The sequence below is a fragment of the Caulobacter sp. NIBR2454 genome, from assembly GCF_027474405.1.
In the GTDB taxonomy this organism is placed as follows: Bacteria; Pseudomonadota; Alphaproteobacteria; order Caulobacterales; family Caulobacteraceae; genus Caulobacter.
In genome coordinates this window covers 3,503,390-3,516,495 of sequence record NZ_CP114871.1, presented here as the reverse complement: position 1 = coordinate 3,516,495, position 13,106 = coordinate 3,503,390, and the positions used below count along the sequence as shown (strand labels likewise).

The following is a 13,106-nucleotide window of genomic DNA, read 5'->3' as shown; positions in this document are numbered from 1 at the left end:
CGTTTCCATATTGACGATGAGATTCTTTGAAATCTCGCCGGTCGGCGAACCGGGTTTGAAGCGAGGCTTGAGGACGGCATGTCAACTCCCGCTCTGTCGGTCGCCGATAAGGCCGTGATCACCCGGCGTATCACCCTGCTATCGACCCTGGCGGCCACGCTGCTTATCGCCCTGAAGGGCGCCGCCTTCGCGGCCAGCGGCTCGGTGGCGGTGATGGCGTCCTTGGCCGACTCCTGCCTGGATCTGGTGGCGTCGCTCGTCACGCTTTTGGCCGTACGCTACGCCAACGCGCCGCCCGATGCGGCTCACCGGTTCGGCTACGGCAAGGCCGAGGCCTTCGCCAGCCTGATGCAGGCGGGGCTGGTCTTCGCCTCGGGCGCCTTGATCGGGCGCGAGGCGATCGGCCGGTTGCTGCACCCGGCGCCGGTGTCGGTGGATGGGTGGAGCATCGCGGTGATGATCGTCTCCATCGCCATCACCGGCGGGCTGATCACTCTGCAATCGCGCGCCCTGGCCAAGGCGGGCTCTATCGCTGTCGCCGGCGATCGGGCGCACTACGCGGCCGATCTGGCGTCCAACGGCGTGGTGATTGTGGGCCTGCTCGCCACCGCCCTGACCGGCGTGGTTTGGATCGACGCCGTCGCCGGCTTGGTGGTCGCCGCTTGGCTGGTCTGGGGGGCGGTCGGGGTCTTCCGCGGCGCGTCAGGCCAACTGATGGATCGCGAGCTGTCGGACAAGGACCGCGCCCGGGTGCTCGCCCTGATGGCGCAGGATCCGCGTGTCCGTGGCGTGCATCAGCTACGCACCCGCGAGTCCGGTCCCTACATCCACATCCAGGCCCACATCGATCTCGACCATGATCTGACCCTGGAGGCGGCTCACCAGATCGTGGTCGACGCCGAGCGACGGATTCTGAGCATTTTCCCCGCCGCCGACATCCTGCTCCACGCCGACCCCCGCGGCCGGGCCGAAACCCACGGCGGGGTGTTTGGCGAGAGCTGAATTGGGGAAAGGTTTGCTTTGCCGGCAACCAGGGCCAGCGCCGCGCCTGGAGCGTTCCTGAACGCTCACGCGTGGCGCGCTCTGGGGCGATCGCGGCAACAGTTTGTCACACTTGCCGTGACGCTCCAGCAAACTGCACGCAACATTTGATCGCTGTCGCGGACCGCCACGGCAGGAGTTATCTGATGACCATCAGGAATGTCGCGCATTCCGGCGCGTTGCGCGCCGCGCTGGTCGTCTGTGTCATGACCGCGCCATCCTTGGCTCAGGCTCAGACTGCAATCACCCCCGAGCAGGTCCAGCAGGCCATTGTCGTGATGGACGATCCCCTCGAGCAGGAGACCGCCTTCAGCACCGAGCGCGCGGTGCGCAGCACGCGTGGGGTCTTCCGCACCCTGCACAATGACGGCTACCTGCGCGCGGCGGTCCACAAGGGCACCGGTCAGGTGCGCTTCGAAGTGCGCCAGACCTTCAATTATATCGGCACGTTCCGCCACTATGAGCGGGTCAACTACGAGACGGACGCCCTGCCGCGTTCGGCGCGCCTTCTGGTTCTCGCCGCCAACAAGGCGCACTGCCAAGCCATTGAGTTCTCCCAAGCTTGCCTGGAGCAAGTCTCCTTTGAAGTCAGCGAGGCCGATCTTCGTCGCGCCGCTGAAAGCACTGGCGGACACGACCCCCAAGCCTGGGAGCTGAAGTTCAAACCGCAACTGGGTGAGGAGCACCGCACCCAACTTCCCAAGGCTGAAATTGTCGGCCTGTTGCGGACAGTGGACGCCTATCGCGCATCTCAAAACTTCAGCACGGCGTCCGCATCCAAAGGCATGCAGACGACCAACCCGCTGCAGCCCTGAACTCCTTCCTGTCCCCCTTGATTTTGGTATCCGTATGAAGCTTGCCGCTTTCCTGACTCTCGCCGCCCTTACCGCCGCCGCCCCGGCTCTGGCCAACAATCCGCAAAGCACCGGTCTTACTCACACCGTCGCGGTGAGTAAGAAGGCCCGGCTGATCGCAAAAGCGTCAGTGGCCGATACCGCCTGCGCCAAGGCCGGCGTCGATAAAGCCCAGCGGCAAAAAGACCCAAAGGCGGACGGCAAGCGTGACGCCGCGACGGCGTCGGCCTGTTCGGAAGCCGGTTCGGATGGCGGCGCTCGGTAGCCTCGTCGTCTTCATTGTGTCGTGACGCTGCGCTGCACGATGGTTGCGGCTGTAGAGCCCTGCACTTAAGTATCGCTCCGGTTCGGCAGGCGCGGGCCTCCGCATAAGATTTAAATGTTCGACTTGAATCTGAACGTCGCCCTGCAGGGGCCGCCTACGGTCCTTGTTGTCGAGGATGACGCAAGCCTTAGGGCGTTGCTGCTGCGGACGCTGCGCGAGAACGGCTATCACGCTCTCAGCTCAGGTTCGGGCCCAGAGATGGTTCGCGCCCTGCAGGGCGCGTCCGTCGATCTGATCTTGCTCGACGTCATGCTGCCCGGGTCCAATGGTTTTGATCTTTGCCGCGCGATCCGTCGCGAAAGCAATGTTCCGCTGATCATGTTGAGCGCACGCGCTGAGGAGGCCGATCGCCTGCTGGGCCTTGAGCTTGGCGCCGACGATTATGTGGCCAAGCCCTTCAGCGCCCGCGAACTGGTGGCGCGGATTCGGGCGGTGCTTCGCCGCACCAACGCCGACAGCCAACCTATGGAGCTCTCGCGCGGCCAGCTGGGCTTTGGCCAATGGATACTCGACCCGGCGCACCGTGAACTGATTTCTCCCGAAGGCGCGGCGGTCGATCTGTCAGGGGCCGAGTTCGACCTGCTTGTCGCCTTTGTCAGCCAGCCGCAACGGGTGATCGGCCGTGAGCGACTGTTGGAGCTATCGCGCGCCCGGATCGCGGACGCTTCGGACCGCAGCATAGACGTGCTCGTCAGCCGGCTGCGCCGCAAGCTTCGGCGAAGTGAAGAGGACGGGGCGATCATCCGCACGGTACGCGGGGTCGGCTACATGTTCTCCTTGCCGGTCAGGCGGATTTGAAGGCCTTCAAATTACTTCCTCAGGGACTGATCGGGCGCGCGACCTTGGTGGTCATGTGCGCGGTCCTGGTGGAGTTCCTGGGCAGCTTCATCCTGTACGAACACGAGGGGCTCCAGGCCTCGCGCGACCAGCAGGCGCGCGAGATGGCGCACGTCCTGATCGGGGCGGTCCGCATCTTGGACGGCACTGCGCCGGCGGCCCGCGCCGGCGTGGCGGCCGCGCTCAAGACAGACACAATATCGGTGCGCTGGAAGCCCAGCGCCGAACCCGTCCGACTTGTCGATCGCGAGAAACTGCGCGGCATGGGCGCGACCATGGCGCGTCAGGAGCCGGGCCTGCTGGTCCGCGGCTTTGCGATCGAGGTCAAGAAGCCGCGCGATTTGTTGAAACGCAAGCGAGTGACCGCTTCGGCCTCCCTGGAGGACGGATCGCGGGTCGTGGTCGGCACGGACCTTCGCTGGCACGTCTGGGATCTGCTTTTGCAGCAACTGGTGTCGGCCGCCATTTTGTGCGTCGGGGTCATCACCGCGGCTGTCATGCTGTTGCGCAGCATGGGAGGGCCGCTCGGCGCCCTGGCCCAGGCGGCTGAGGCCGTCGGAGCCGACCGCACGGTGCATGTGCCGGAAGTCGGCGCCGGCGATTTGCGCCGTGTCGCCAGGGCTTTCAACGCCATGCAAAAGCGCATCTCCGAGTTGCTGACGGCGCGCACTCACGCGCTCGCCGCCGCCGGCCATGACCTGCGCACGCCCCTGGCGCGATTGAGGTTGCGCGCCGGGATGGTCGCCGATCCAGAAACCCGTGAAGCTTTGGAGCGCGACGTCGATGAGATGACGGCGATGCTCAATTCGCTTCTGGACTATCTTGGTGGCGGCCACGAGGCGGAGCCTGCGCGACTTACCGATGTCGCCGCCATTTGCCTGACCCTCGTCGACGAGGCGTGCGATGCGGGGGGGCAGGTCCGCTACACGGGTCCCGACCACCTCATGGTCAAGGTTCGCCCTGTCGCGCTCAAGCGGGCGATCGACAATCTCATCCAGAACGCGGTGACCTATGCGGGCGACGCCCATCTGATCCTGTCGCACGATCCGCAGCTCACCCTCGCGGTCGAGGACAGCGGTCCTGGGATACCTGAAGACCAATTGAGCCACGTGGTGGATGCTTTCCATCGGCTCGATCACGCCCGGGCGCGCAATACGAGCGGAATGGGTCTGGGACTGAGCATCGTGCAGCGTATCGCCGACGGCGAGAACGGCGCGCTCAACCTGATCAACCGCCCTCAAGGCGGACTTCGCGCCGAACTCGTCCTGCCTCACGCACACTAACGCCGACACAGTTTGTCACGAAGATGCTGCGCAGCAGCAAAGGCCGTCCCCCAAAACCTTGAGCGCGGCGGTTACGGCCTCCCCTTGCCCTAAGGCGCTTGTCGCCGGGTTGTGGCCGTCGCTCCCCTCGGGCTTTGGAGAGTTGACCTTGGAACACTTGCTCGCGCGCGCGGCGCTCTTTCGTGACAATGTTTTTCCTCAAGAGCGCGCCCTCTACGAACGCTTGGCCAGTGACGGTCAAAGCCCTCGCGCTTTGATGATCTCCTGCGCCGACTCGCGGGTCGTGCCCGAAATCATCATGCAGGCCGCCCCTGGCGACCTCTTTGTCTGCCGCAACGCCGGCAATATCGTTCCGCCCTTCTCGCAGGCCAATGGCGGCGTGTCCTCGGCGGTCGAATATGCGGTCGAAGCGCTTGGGGTGCGCGACATCGTCGTTTGCGGCCACTCCGACTGCGGCGCCATGAAGGCGTTCTCCAACCCCTCCGCCTTGGCCAAGATGCCCAACGTCGCCGCCTGGCTGCGCCACGCCCACGCAGCCCATAGCGTGGTCTGCTCGGCCTATCACGACCTGGACGATGCTTCGGCCGTGCGTGCGCTCGCGCTTGAGAATGTCGTGGTTCAGATCAACCATCTTCGGACCCACCCGTCGGTCGCCTCGGGCGTCGCCAAGGGCGAACTGACGCTGCATGGCTGGTTCTTCGACATCGAGACGGCCGACATCCTGGCGCTGGATGGCGAGACCGGCCGCTTCGTCACCGCGCGCGACCGCACCAACCTGCCGGTCGCCCTGGCCGCCACCCCGCGCCTGGCGGCCGCCGACCATGTTCATGTGCGGACCAACGCAGCATGAGCTCGGTCCCTGTTGGTTCCGAGGCCTCGGGGAGCGCGCCCGCCGCAGGCGGATTCATGCGCGACTTCACCGCTTCGGTCGTCGTCTTCCTCGTCGCCCTGCCGCTTTGCATGGGCATCGCCGTCGCCTCTGGCGTGCCGGCTGAAAAGGGCCTGATCACCGGCATTATCGGCGGCATCGTCGTCGGCGCCTTGGCCGGCTCTCCGCTTCAGGTCAGCGGTCCGGCCGCCGGCCTTGCCGTGATCGTCTTCGAGGTCGTGCAGCGCTATGGCCTGGCCATGCTCGGTCCGATTCTGGTCGTAGCGGGTCTTATCCAGCTAGGCGCCGGCGCCCTTCGTTTGGGACAATGGTTTCGAGCGATCTCGCCGGCGGTCGTTCACGGCATGCTGGCAGGCATCGGTCTGCTGATCGTCGCCGGTCAAGCCCACGTGCTGTTTGGCGACAGTCCAGGGCCGCATGGGCTGCAAAACCTGCTCGCCATCCCAGCCGCTTTCGCCAGCCTAAACCCCACGGACCTTGGGGTCGCAGAAGCAACCTTCCTGGTCGGCGCGATCACCATCGCGGCCATGCTGATCTGGGAGAAGGTGCGACCCGCTAAGCTCAAACTCGTTCCCGGCGCCTTGCTCGGCGTGCTGGCCGCGACCTTGGCGGCGATCTTCTTCCAACTGCCCGTGCAGCGCATCGCCGTCCCAGAATCGATCATCGCCGCCATCGCCCCTCCGGGCGCTGGCGACTTGGCGAGACTGATGGAGCCGGCCATCTTCATCACGGCTTTGGCCATCGCGTTCATCGCCTCGGCCGAGACCTTGCTCTCGGCCGCCGCGGTCGATCAGATGCATAGCGGCCCCAAGACCCGCTATAACAAGGAGCTGGCCGCCCAAGGCATTGGCAACCTGCTCTGCGGCTTGGCCGGCGCGCTCCCCATGACGGGTGTGATCGTCCGCAGCTCAGCCAACGTTCAGGCTGGCGCCCAGACCCGCCTGTCGACGATCCTGCACGGTATCTGGATCTTGGGCTCGGTGGCGCTCTTGGCCAGCGTTCTGCGTCTCATCCCGAGTGCGGCCCTCGCCGGCGTGCTTGTGGTGACCGGTTGGCGTTTGGTCAGCCTCAAGCACGCGCGTCACCTGTTCGAGCGCTATGGGCTTTTGCCGACCGCGATCTGGGCGGTGACCTTCTTCACGGTCGTGGCCACCGATCTGCTGACAGGCGTTCTGGTGGGTATGGCGCTCACTCTTGTGGAGCTGGCGCCGAACCTGATGCGGCTGCGCCTGCGCATCCAGACGCAGACGCTGTCGGACGACGAGCGGGAAGTCAGCCTCGACGGCGCGGCGACCTTCGTGCAGCTGCCCAGGATCGCTAAGGCTCTGGAAGCCTCGCCCCGCGGCGGCATGGTGCGTCTGAACCTTGAGCGGCTATCCACCCTCGACCACACCTGCGCGGAAGTTCTAACCGACTGGTTGCGTGGACGAGAGCGCGATGGCGGGCGCGTCGAGCTGCGCGCTAACGAAACTGTTCGGCGTAGGCTTATCCCCGCCCACGCCTGACCTAGCTGGCGACGACGTCTTATGGCGTCGTCGCCAGACATGTTTTGACACAAATCTGATGCACTTCAGAAAGCCTGCGGGCCGCAGTGTCGCCCTTATGGGCAATCTCAACGAACGCTGCTCTTTGATCGGGCTTTCCTCAAGCTGCGCCACCACGGTCCGCGCCGACTTCGGCGCGCTGAAATGATTCCAACGACCAAACTCGTCTTGCCATTCGCCCTGGCCGGCGCCTGCCTCGCAAGCTCAGCTATGGCCCAGGAGGGTTCGCTCAGCGCGGCCGAAGCGGCGCTGCTCAGAGCCGAACTCGCCGGGCTCAAGGCGAAGGTCGAAACTCTGGAGCGGCGTTTGGAGACGGCGATCGGCACGCCCATCGCCAAGGTTGAAGCCACTGCGCCGCCGGATGAAGCCTCACCCCCCGCAAAGGGCCAGACCGAGATTGGTTGGAAGGGCTCGCCGCAGTTCGTCAGCGACGACCGCGCCTTCAAGGTCAAAGGGCGTATCCAGGCCGACGTCGGCTATGTGTCTTCGCCTCCCGGGCTCGATGACGAAGCCTTCGGTCTCGCCAGCGAGTTTCGGCGATTGCGCCTCGGCGGTGAAGGCGCTCTGGGCGGCGGGGTCGGCTATAAGCTGGAACTGGAACTCTCCGACAACAGCGTCGACCTGGTCGATACGTTCGTGACCTTTGATGCGGGACGCTGGCTGTTCACCGTGGGCAACCACAACGCCTTCCAGTCCCTAGATGAACTCACCGGCGACACGACCGGATCTGTGATGGAACGCGCCGCCTTCACGGACGCCTTCAATTTCGAGCGCCGGCTCGGCGTGTCGGCCCAGCGTAGCAGCGGCGCCTGGCTGTTCCAGACAGGTGTCTTTGCTGACGACGTCGAGGCGCTTTCGAACCAGAGCGACGGTCCTGACGGGGGGGATGAGAACAACAGCTTCAGTTTCGATCAGCGCATCGTCTATGCGCCAAGGCTTGGCGACACACAGTTGCACCTGGGCGCGTCAGCACATTGGCGCGAGCTCAATCGCCTGGCCGAGACGCCCACGCGCTATCGCCAGCGACCCTATCTGCACGCCAATAACAGCCGGGTCTTGGCGACCCCCGCCTTGGACGTCGACAGCGAGTTCAACTACGGGCTCGAGGCGGCGCTGATCCGGGGGCGATGGCATCTCGCCGCCGAGACTCACTGGCTCCAGGCCAATCGCCCTGGCCAGCCTGATGTCACCTTCTTCGGCGGCTACGGCGAGATCGGCTACTTCCTCACCCGCGGCGATCGTCGAGGCTACAAGGACGGCCAGTTCGGCCGCGCCAATCCGGCTCGTCCTCTTGACGACGGCGGCGCAGGATCCTTGCAGCTCAACCTGCGCTTTGACTACCTGTCGCTCAACGATGGGCCCATCCAGGGCGGTGAACAGCGCGGCTATCTTGGCGCTTTGATCTGGGGGCTGTTGCCTGACCTGCGCCTCAACTTCAATTACGGCTACCTGCAATACCAAGGAGCAGCCTTAGGCGCCGAGGATCGCAACTATGGCGCTCACGTCGCGGCGGGGCGCATCGAACTGGACTTCTGATCGCGCGACCGGCTCCTGCGCGATCCAATGAGGGACGAAACGCTGGCGATGACGAAGGTGTGGCCAACGAGCTTGGTTGGACGGTCGATGCTGGTGATCGGAGCGATCCTGATCCTCCAGCTCGGCGTCAGCCTGTCCTTCTATGTGAGCATCGACCGTGAGACCGCGCGCGAGGACCATGCCCGGCGTGTCGCTGAGCTTCTCATGGTCAGCCAGCGGGTTCACGCCCTTGGCGCGGCCGATGTCGGCGAGGTGATGACCACCAGCTACCTGGAGGTCGCCCGCCTGCCGGCCCGTCCGCCTTCCCCCGGGTCCTCAAGCGACGAGGCGCAGGCTGTTCGCAAGGCTATCGTGCGCTGGGAGCCGGAACTGCTTCACAAGGAGCTGTTGATCTGGACCAAGGCGAACGAACTGGGTGGTCTGGATCTTGTGGGCGCGATGCGTCTGGACGACGGCCAATGGCTGAGTTTCCGCTCGCGTGACCTGGGTCGCATGTGGCCGACCGCGGTCCGGGTGACCTGGATGACCATTCTTTTGGCCGTGCTTTGTCTGGTGTTCGCGGTCTTCGTGCTCAAGCAGATGGGTCGCCCATTGCGTGATCTCGCCCACGCGGCGCGGGCTTTCGGACGGGCGCCGCACGCGCCAGTCGATGTCGAGGGCTCGACCGACGAACTGCGGGACCTGGGTCGCGCCTTCAACGAGATGCAGGACCGGATCACCGGTCTCATGGCCGATCAGGCGCGATCCATGGAGGCCATCAGCCATGATCTGCGCACCCCTTTGGCGCGCATGCAGTTGGCCACCGAGTTCGCCGAGCCGGCGGATGTGCGCCAGCTGTTCGATGAAAATGTCCGCGAGCTGGACCAGATGCTGAACTCGCTCAGCGCCTTCCTGAGAGCCCAACATCAGGAGAGCGAGGCCGAGATGGTCGACCTGGCTGCTCTGGCCCGCTCGATCGTCGACTGCTTTGGCGACCAAGCGCGCTACGAGGGCCCCAAGACCATGATGGCCAGGACCTATCGGGCTCCCATCGAAGAAGCGCTAAGGCGGATGATCGACAACGCCGTGCGCCACGCTGGCGAGGCCAGCGTCACCCTCGTCGACGGCGCCGAGGGACCTCAGATCAAGATCCGCGACCATGGGGGCGGCATGGCCCCGGCTGATCTGGAACACATTTTCGAGCCGTTCTTTCGCGCCGATCCGGCCCGTGCGCGCAACACCGCAGGCTTTGGCCTTGGGGTGCCGACGGCCGCACGCCTGCTGGCGCAGTGTGGCGGGGCGTTGGCCATCGCCAATGCGTCGGACGGCGGCCTGCTTGTGACCATCACCGCCCCTAGACTTGCCGACCCGCCGAAAGACCAAATAGCGGGCTAGAGCGTCGCCGCGGGCTTGGCCAGGGACGGGGAGGGACCGTCCTGGCTTTCGTCCAGAGCGCCCAGTTCGCCGCGTTCACGAGCCTTGCGGCCATAGACGAGCTCAAAGAGAGGCGAGGCCATTAGGGTGGTGACGATGGCCATCAGCACCAGCATCGAGAACAGGGCCGGCCCGATCACCCCGCGCTGCAGCCCGATATTGATGATGATCAGCTCCATCAGGCCGCGCGAGTTCATCAGGGCCCCGATGCCCAGGGCCGTGGCGTTGTCCTGACCCGTCAGGCGGGCGGCGGCCCAGCATGCGCCGCCCTTGGCCAGGATGGAGCCGATCAATATGGCGACCGCGGCCAGCGCCAGCCCCCAGCTATTGACCATGCTCAGCTCGGTGTTGAGGCCCGAGAAGGTGAAGAACATCGGCAGCAGGACCACGACCGCGAAGGGCTCAAGCTGACGTTTCAGTTCGCGCGCCAGCAGGCCGCGCGGCATCACCGTGCCCAAGATGAATCCGCCGAACACCGCGTGGATGCCGATGGCGTCCATGGCGAAGGCGCACAGCATGAACAGCATCAGGCAAATGGCCAAGAGGCCCGAGCCCACCTTGCCCTCGCGCTCGGCGATGCGGCCAAGCGGGGCCAGCAATCTCGGCGCCGCCGTCAGCATGAAGATCACAAAGACCACGCCGCCCACGATGGCCTTGACGGCCACCATCGGCCCGTCGCCAAAGCTGGCGAGAACGATGGCCAGAACCGTCCAGGCGCCGGCGTCGTCGATCGCTCCGGCCGAGAGTGACAAGGTCCCCAGCGGGGTGCCGCTGATCCCGCGTTCATGGATGATGCGCGCCAGCATGGGAAAGGCGGTGATCGAAATCGCCGCGCCCATGAACAGGGTGGCCTGGAAGGTGTCGACGCCAGCTCCGAACAGGCCGCTGTCCAGCAGCCAGGGCGTCATGGCGATGGCGACCGCGAAGGGCGCCAGCATGCCCGATAGCGACACCGCCGCGGCGCTCTTGGCGTTGGCCTTGAAGTGATCGGTCTGGAAGCCAAGCCCGACCAGGAACATGTAGAGGCCCACGCCCATCTGGGCGCCGACGAACAGGATGGTCTTGGATTCCTTGGGAAACAGCATGGCCTGCAGGTCAGGCGCGAACAGGCCGAAAAGGGACGGGCCGAGGATCACGCCGGCGATCATCTCGCCGACGACCTGCGGTTGGCCCAGGTACTTTTTCGACAGCCAGCCCACGCCGCGACAAGCGGCGATGATGACGAACATCTGTAAAAAAAAGACCACGCTAAGCTGCGCCGGCGTCATGTGTCCTGCCCCTTTGACGCTGTCAGCGCGCCTTGTTTGCGACAGGCTAACACTGACGTTCGCTAAAAAGAAAAAGGAAATGACAGCGCTGTCTCTTTGCGGGCGCCTTCAAATGGGCGCCGCCTGCGCCCATCGATGCGAAACTCCGGTCTTTTGTCGCTGAACGCGGTTCAGTAAACGGGACCTTAACGGGTTCGGCGCCTTGTGGCCGATAGCCTCCATCACCGCCCTGGACTTCCAGACCGCCTCGCATGAGCGTCGAACGCATTCTCCACCATTTCCCGCTCGATCCCGCTTCGCGCCAGGTGCGCGTGGCGCTGGGCGAAAAGCGTCTGGCGTTCGCCGATGTGCAGGTGCGCTACTGGGAGCGGCCAGCCGAGTTCTTGAAGCTCAATCCTTCCGGGCTAACGCCCGTGCTGATTGAAAATGACGGCGGCCAGCCTCTGGTGTTGTGCGAAAGCCGCGCGATCCTTGGGCATCTGGAAGAGCAGCACCCCGAGCCAGCCCTGCTGTCGCCGGACAAGGCCGAGCGCGCCGAGGCGCGACGCCTTCTGCAGTGGTTCGACCGAAAGTTCGACTTCGAGGTCAACGGCCTGCTCCTGCACGAAAAGATGGAAAAGCGTCTACTGCGCATGGGCGCGCCGGAACTGTCGAACCTGCGACGCGGTCGCGAGGCGCTGCGCGAGCACCTGGTCTATATCGAGGGGCTTTTGCAGCTGCGCGACTGGCTGGCCGGCAAGCGCCTATCCTTGGCCGATATTGCTGCGGCGGCGCATATTTCGGTGATCGACTATTTTGGCGACGTGCCGTGGCGCGACTTCCCGGCGGCCAAGACGTGGTACATGAAGATCAAGTCCAGGCCGTCCTTCCGGCCGATCCTCGCCGATCGCTGGCCCGGGCTCGCTCCCGCTGGCCATTATGACGACCTCGACTTCTGATCCATCCAAGGACCTGATCCGCGCCAAGGCGCTGGAGCTGGGCTTCGACCTCTGCGGCTTCGCGGCCGTCGATGAGCCGTGGCTGGCGGGCGAACGCTTGAAAACCTTCGTGTTTGAAGGCCTGCACGGGACCATGGGCTGGATGGAGGAGACGCTGGAGCGGCGCTCCCACCCCACCGCTATGTGGACCGATGCGCGCTCGGCGGTGGTGCTTGGAATGAACTATGGGCCAGACGTCGATCCGCTGGCGGCCCTGGCCGATCGCGACCGCGCGGCCATCTCGGTCTACGCCCAGGGCGACGACTATCACGACGTCATCAAGAAGAGACTTAAGCTACTGGCCGGGTGGATCGTTGAGAGATTTGGGGGAGAGGTGAAGGTGTTCGTCGACACCGCCCCCCTGATGGAAAAGCCGCTGGCGGAGAAGGCCGGCCTGGGTTGGCAGGGCAAGCATACCAACCTCGTCTCGCGCGGCTTTGGCTCGTGGCTGTTCCTGGGCTCGGTCCTGACGACCCTTGAGCTGGAGACCGACACCGTCGCCCAGGCCGGCTGCGGGTCGTGCAGCGCCTGTCTGGACATCTGTCCGACAAAGGCCTTTCCCGAACCCTATCGGCTGGATGCGCGGCGCTGCATCTCCTACCTGACGATCGAGCACAGAGGGCCTATTCCGGCGCAGTTTCGGCCCGCCCTGGGCAACCGCATCTATGGCTGCGACGACTGCTTGGCCGTCTGTCCCTGGAACAAGTTCGCGTCCCAGGCGCGCGAGCAAAAGCTGCATGCGCGCGAGACTCTGAGGGGGCCGTCCCTGGCCGAACTGTCGGCCCTGGACGATCCGTCGTTTCGCGCGCTGTTCTCCAAGAGCCCAGTCAAGCGCATCGGCCGCGACCGGTTCGTGCGCAATGTACTCTACGCCATCGGCAACAGCGCCGACCCGAGCCTGATGGCGGCCGTGCAGCCGCGTTTGGCCGACGCCAGCGCCGACGTGCGTGGCGCGGCGGTATGGGCGGCGGGGCGGCTGTTGGAGCCCGCGGCGTTCGCCGCCTTGGCGGCGGGGCTGGCGGCGAGCGAGGCAGATCCCCACGTTCTGGACGAACTGGCGGCGGCAACCGAACCGCGCCAGCCGCATTTGGCTTAAAGCTTGACCATGGGGGCGTCGTCGCCCTCGCACCTTCGAGGCT

Annotated in this window: 12 protein-coding genes; 11 read left to right on the top strand and 1 reads right to left on the bottom strand. The window is 65.2% G+C overall.

Annotated features, from left to right (window positions below):
* Positions 1-78: 78 nt before the first annotated feature.
* The 9 genes from O5K31_RS16990 (at position 79) to O5K31_RS16950 (ending at position 9,683) form a co-directional block, all read left to right on the top strand.
* Complete coding sequence (locus O5K31_RS16990) at positions 79-1,002, top strand: cation diffusion facilitator family transporter (RefSeq protein WP_269714934.1); 924 nt, start codon at positions 79-81, stop codon at positions 1,000-1,002.
* A 185-nt stretch (positions 1,003-1,187) separates the two neighbouring features.
* Positions 1,188-1,856, top strand: a complete 669-nt coding sequence (locus O5K31_RS16985; protein WP_269714933.1) for a hypothetical protein — start codon at positions 1,188-1,190, stop codon at positions 1,854-1,856.
* Between the two features lie 34 nt (positions 1,857-1,890).
* Positions 1,891-2,160: a hypothetical protein gene (locus O5K31_RS16980; protein WP_269714932.1), complete on the top strand. Its 270-nt coding sequence runs from the start codon at positions 1,891-1,893 to the stop codon at positions 2,158-2,160.
* 114 nt (positions 2,161-2,274) lie between these two features.
* Entirely contained in the window at positions 2,275-3,018 is a 744-nt protein-coding gene (locus O5K31_RS16975; RefSeq protein ID WP_269714931.1) for a response regulator transcription factor, read from the top strand.
* A 53-nt stretch (positions 3,019-3,071) separates the two neighbouring features.
* Positions 3,072-4,340, top strand: a complete 1,269-nt coding sequence (locus O5K31_RS16970; RefSeq protein ID WP_269717087.1) for an ATP-binding protein — start codon at positions 3,072-3,074, stop codon at positions 4,338-4,340.
* 256 nt (positions 4,341-4,596) lie between these two features.
* Positions 4,597-5,190 (top strand): carbonic anhydrase, encoded by a 594-nt coding sequence (locus tag O5K31_RS16965; protein ID WP_269714930.1) that lies wholly within the window; start codon positions 4,597-4,599, stop codon positions 5,188-5,190.
* A 56-nt stretch (positions 5,191-5,246) separates the two neighbouring features.
* Positions 5,247-6,734 carry a SulP family inorganic anion transporter gene (locus tag O5K31_RS16960; RefSeq protein WP_269714929.1) on the top strand — a complete coding sequence of 496 codons (1,488 nt, stop codon included), beginning with the start codon at positions 5,247-5,249 and terminating at the stop codon, positions 6,732-6,734.
* A gap of 183 nt (positions 6,735-6,917) precedes the next feature.
* The gene (locus O5K31_RS16955) at positions 6,918-8,309 is read left to right on the top strand and encodes an OprO/OprP family phosphate-selective porin (RefSeq protein ID WP_332367263.1); all 1,392 of its coding nucleotides are present in this window, start codon (positions 6,918-6,920) and stop codon (positions 8,307-8,309) included.
* An 87-nt stretch (positions 8,310-8,396) separates the two neighbouring features.
* Positions 8,397-9,683: an ATP-binding protein gene (locus tag O5K31_RS16950; RefSeq protein WP_269714928.1), complete on the top strand. Its 1,287-nt coding sequence runs from the start codon at positions 8,397-8,399 to the stop codon at positions 9,681-9,683.
* Here O5K31_RS16950 and O5K31_RS16945 read toward each other — a convergent pair.
* Positions 9,680-10,990 (bottom strand): cation:proton antiporter, encoded by a 1,311-nt coding sequence (locus tag O5K31_RS16945; RefSeq protein WP_269714927.1) that lies wholly within the window; start codon positions 10,988-10,990, stop codon positions 9,680-9,682. The genes O5K31_RS16950 and O5K31_RS16945 overlap by 4 nt on opposite strands.
* A gap of 251 nt (positions 10,991-11,241) precedes the next feature.
* Here O5K31_RS16945 and fzlA point away from each other — a divergent pair, with 251 nt between their 5' ends.
* Together fzlA and queG are read left to right on the top strand one after the other, a co-directional pair.
* Entirely contained in the window at positions 11,242-11,928 is a 687-nt protein-coding gene (fzlA, locus tag O5K31_RS16940) for an FtsZ-binding protein FzlA (protein ID WP_269714926.1), read from the top strand.
* Entirely contained in the window at positions 11,909-13,063 is a 1,155-nt protein-coding gene (queG, locus tag O5K31_RS16935) for a tRNA epoxyqueuosine(34) reductase QueG (protein ID WP_269714925.1), read from the top strand. The genes fzlA and queG overlap by 20 nt, the downstream gene beginning before the upstream one ends.
* Positions 13,064-13,106 lie beyond the last annotated feature (43 nt).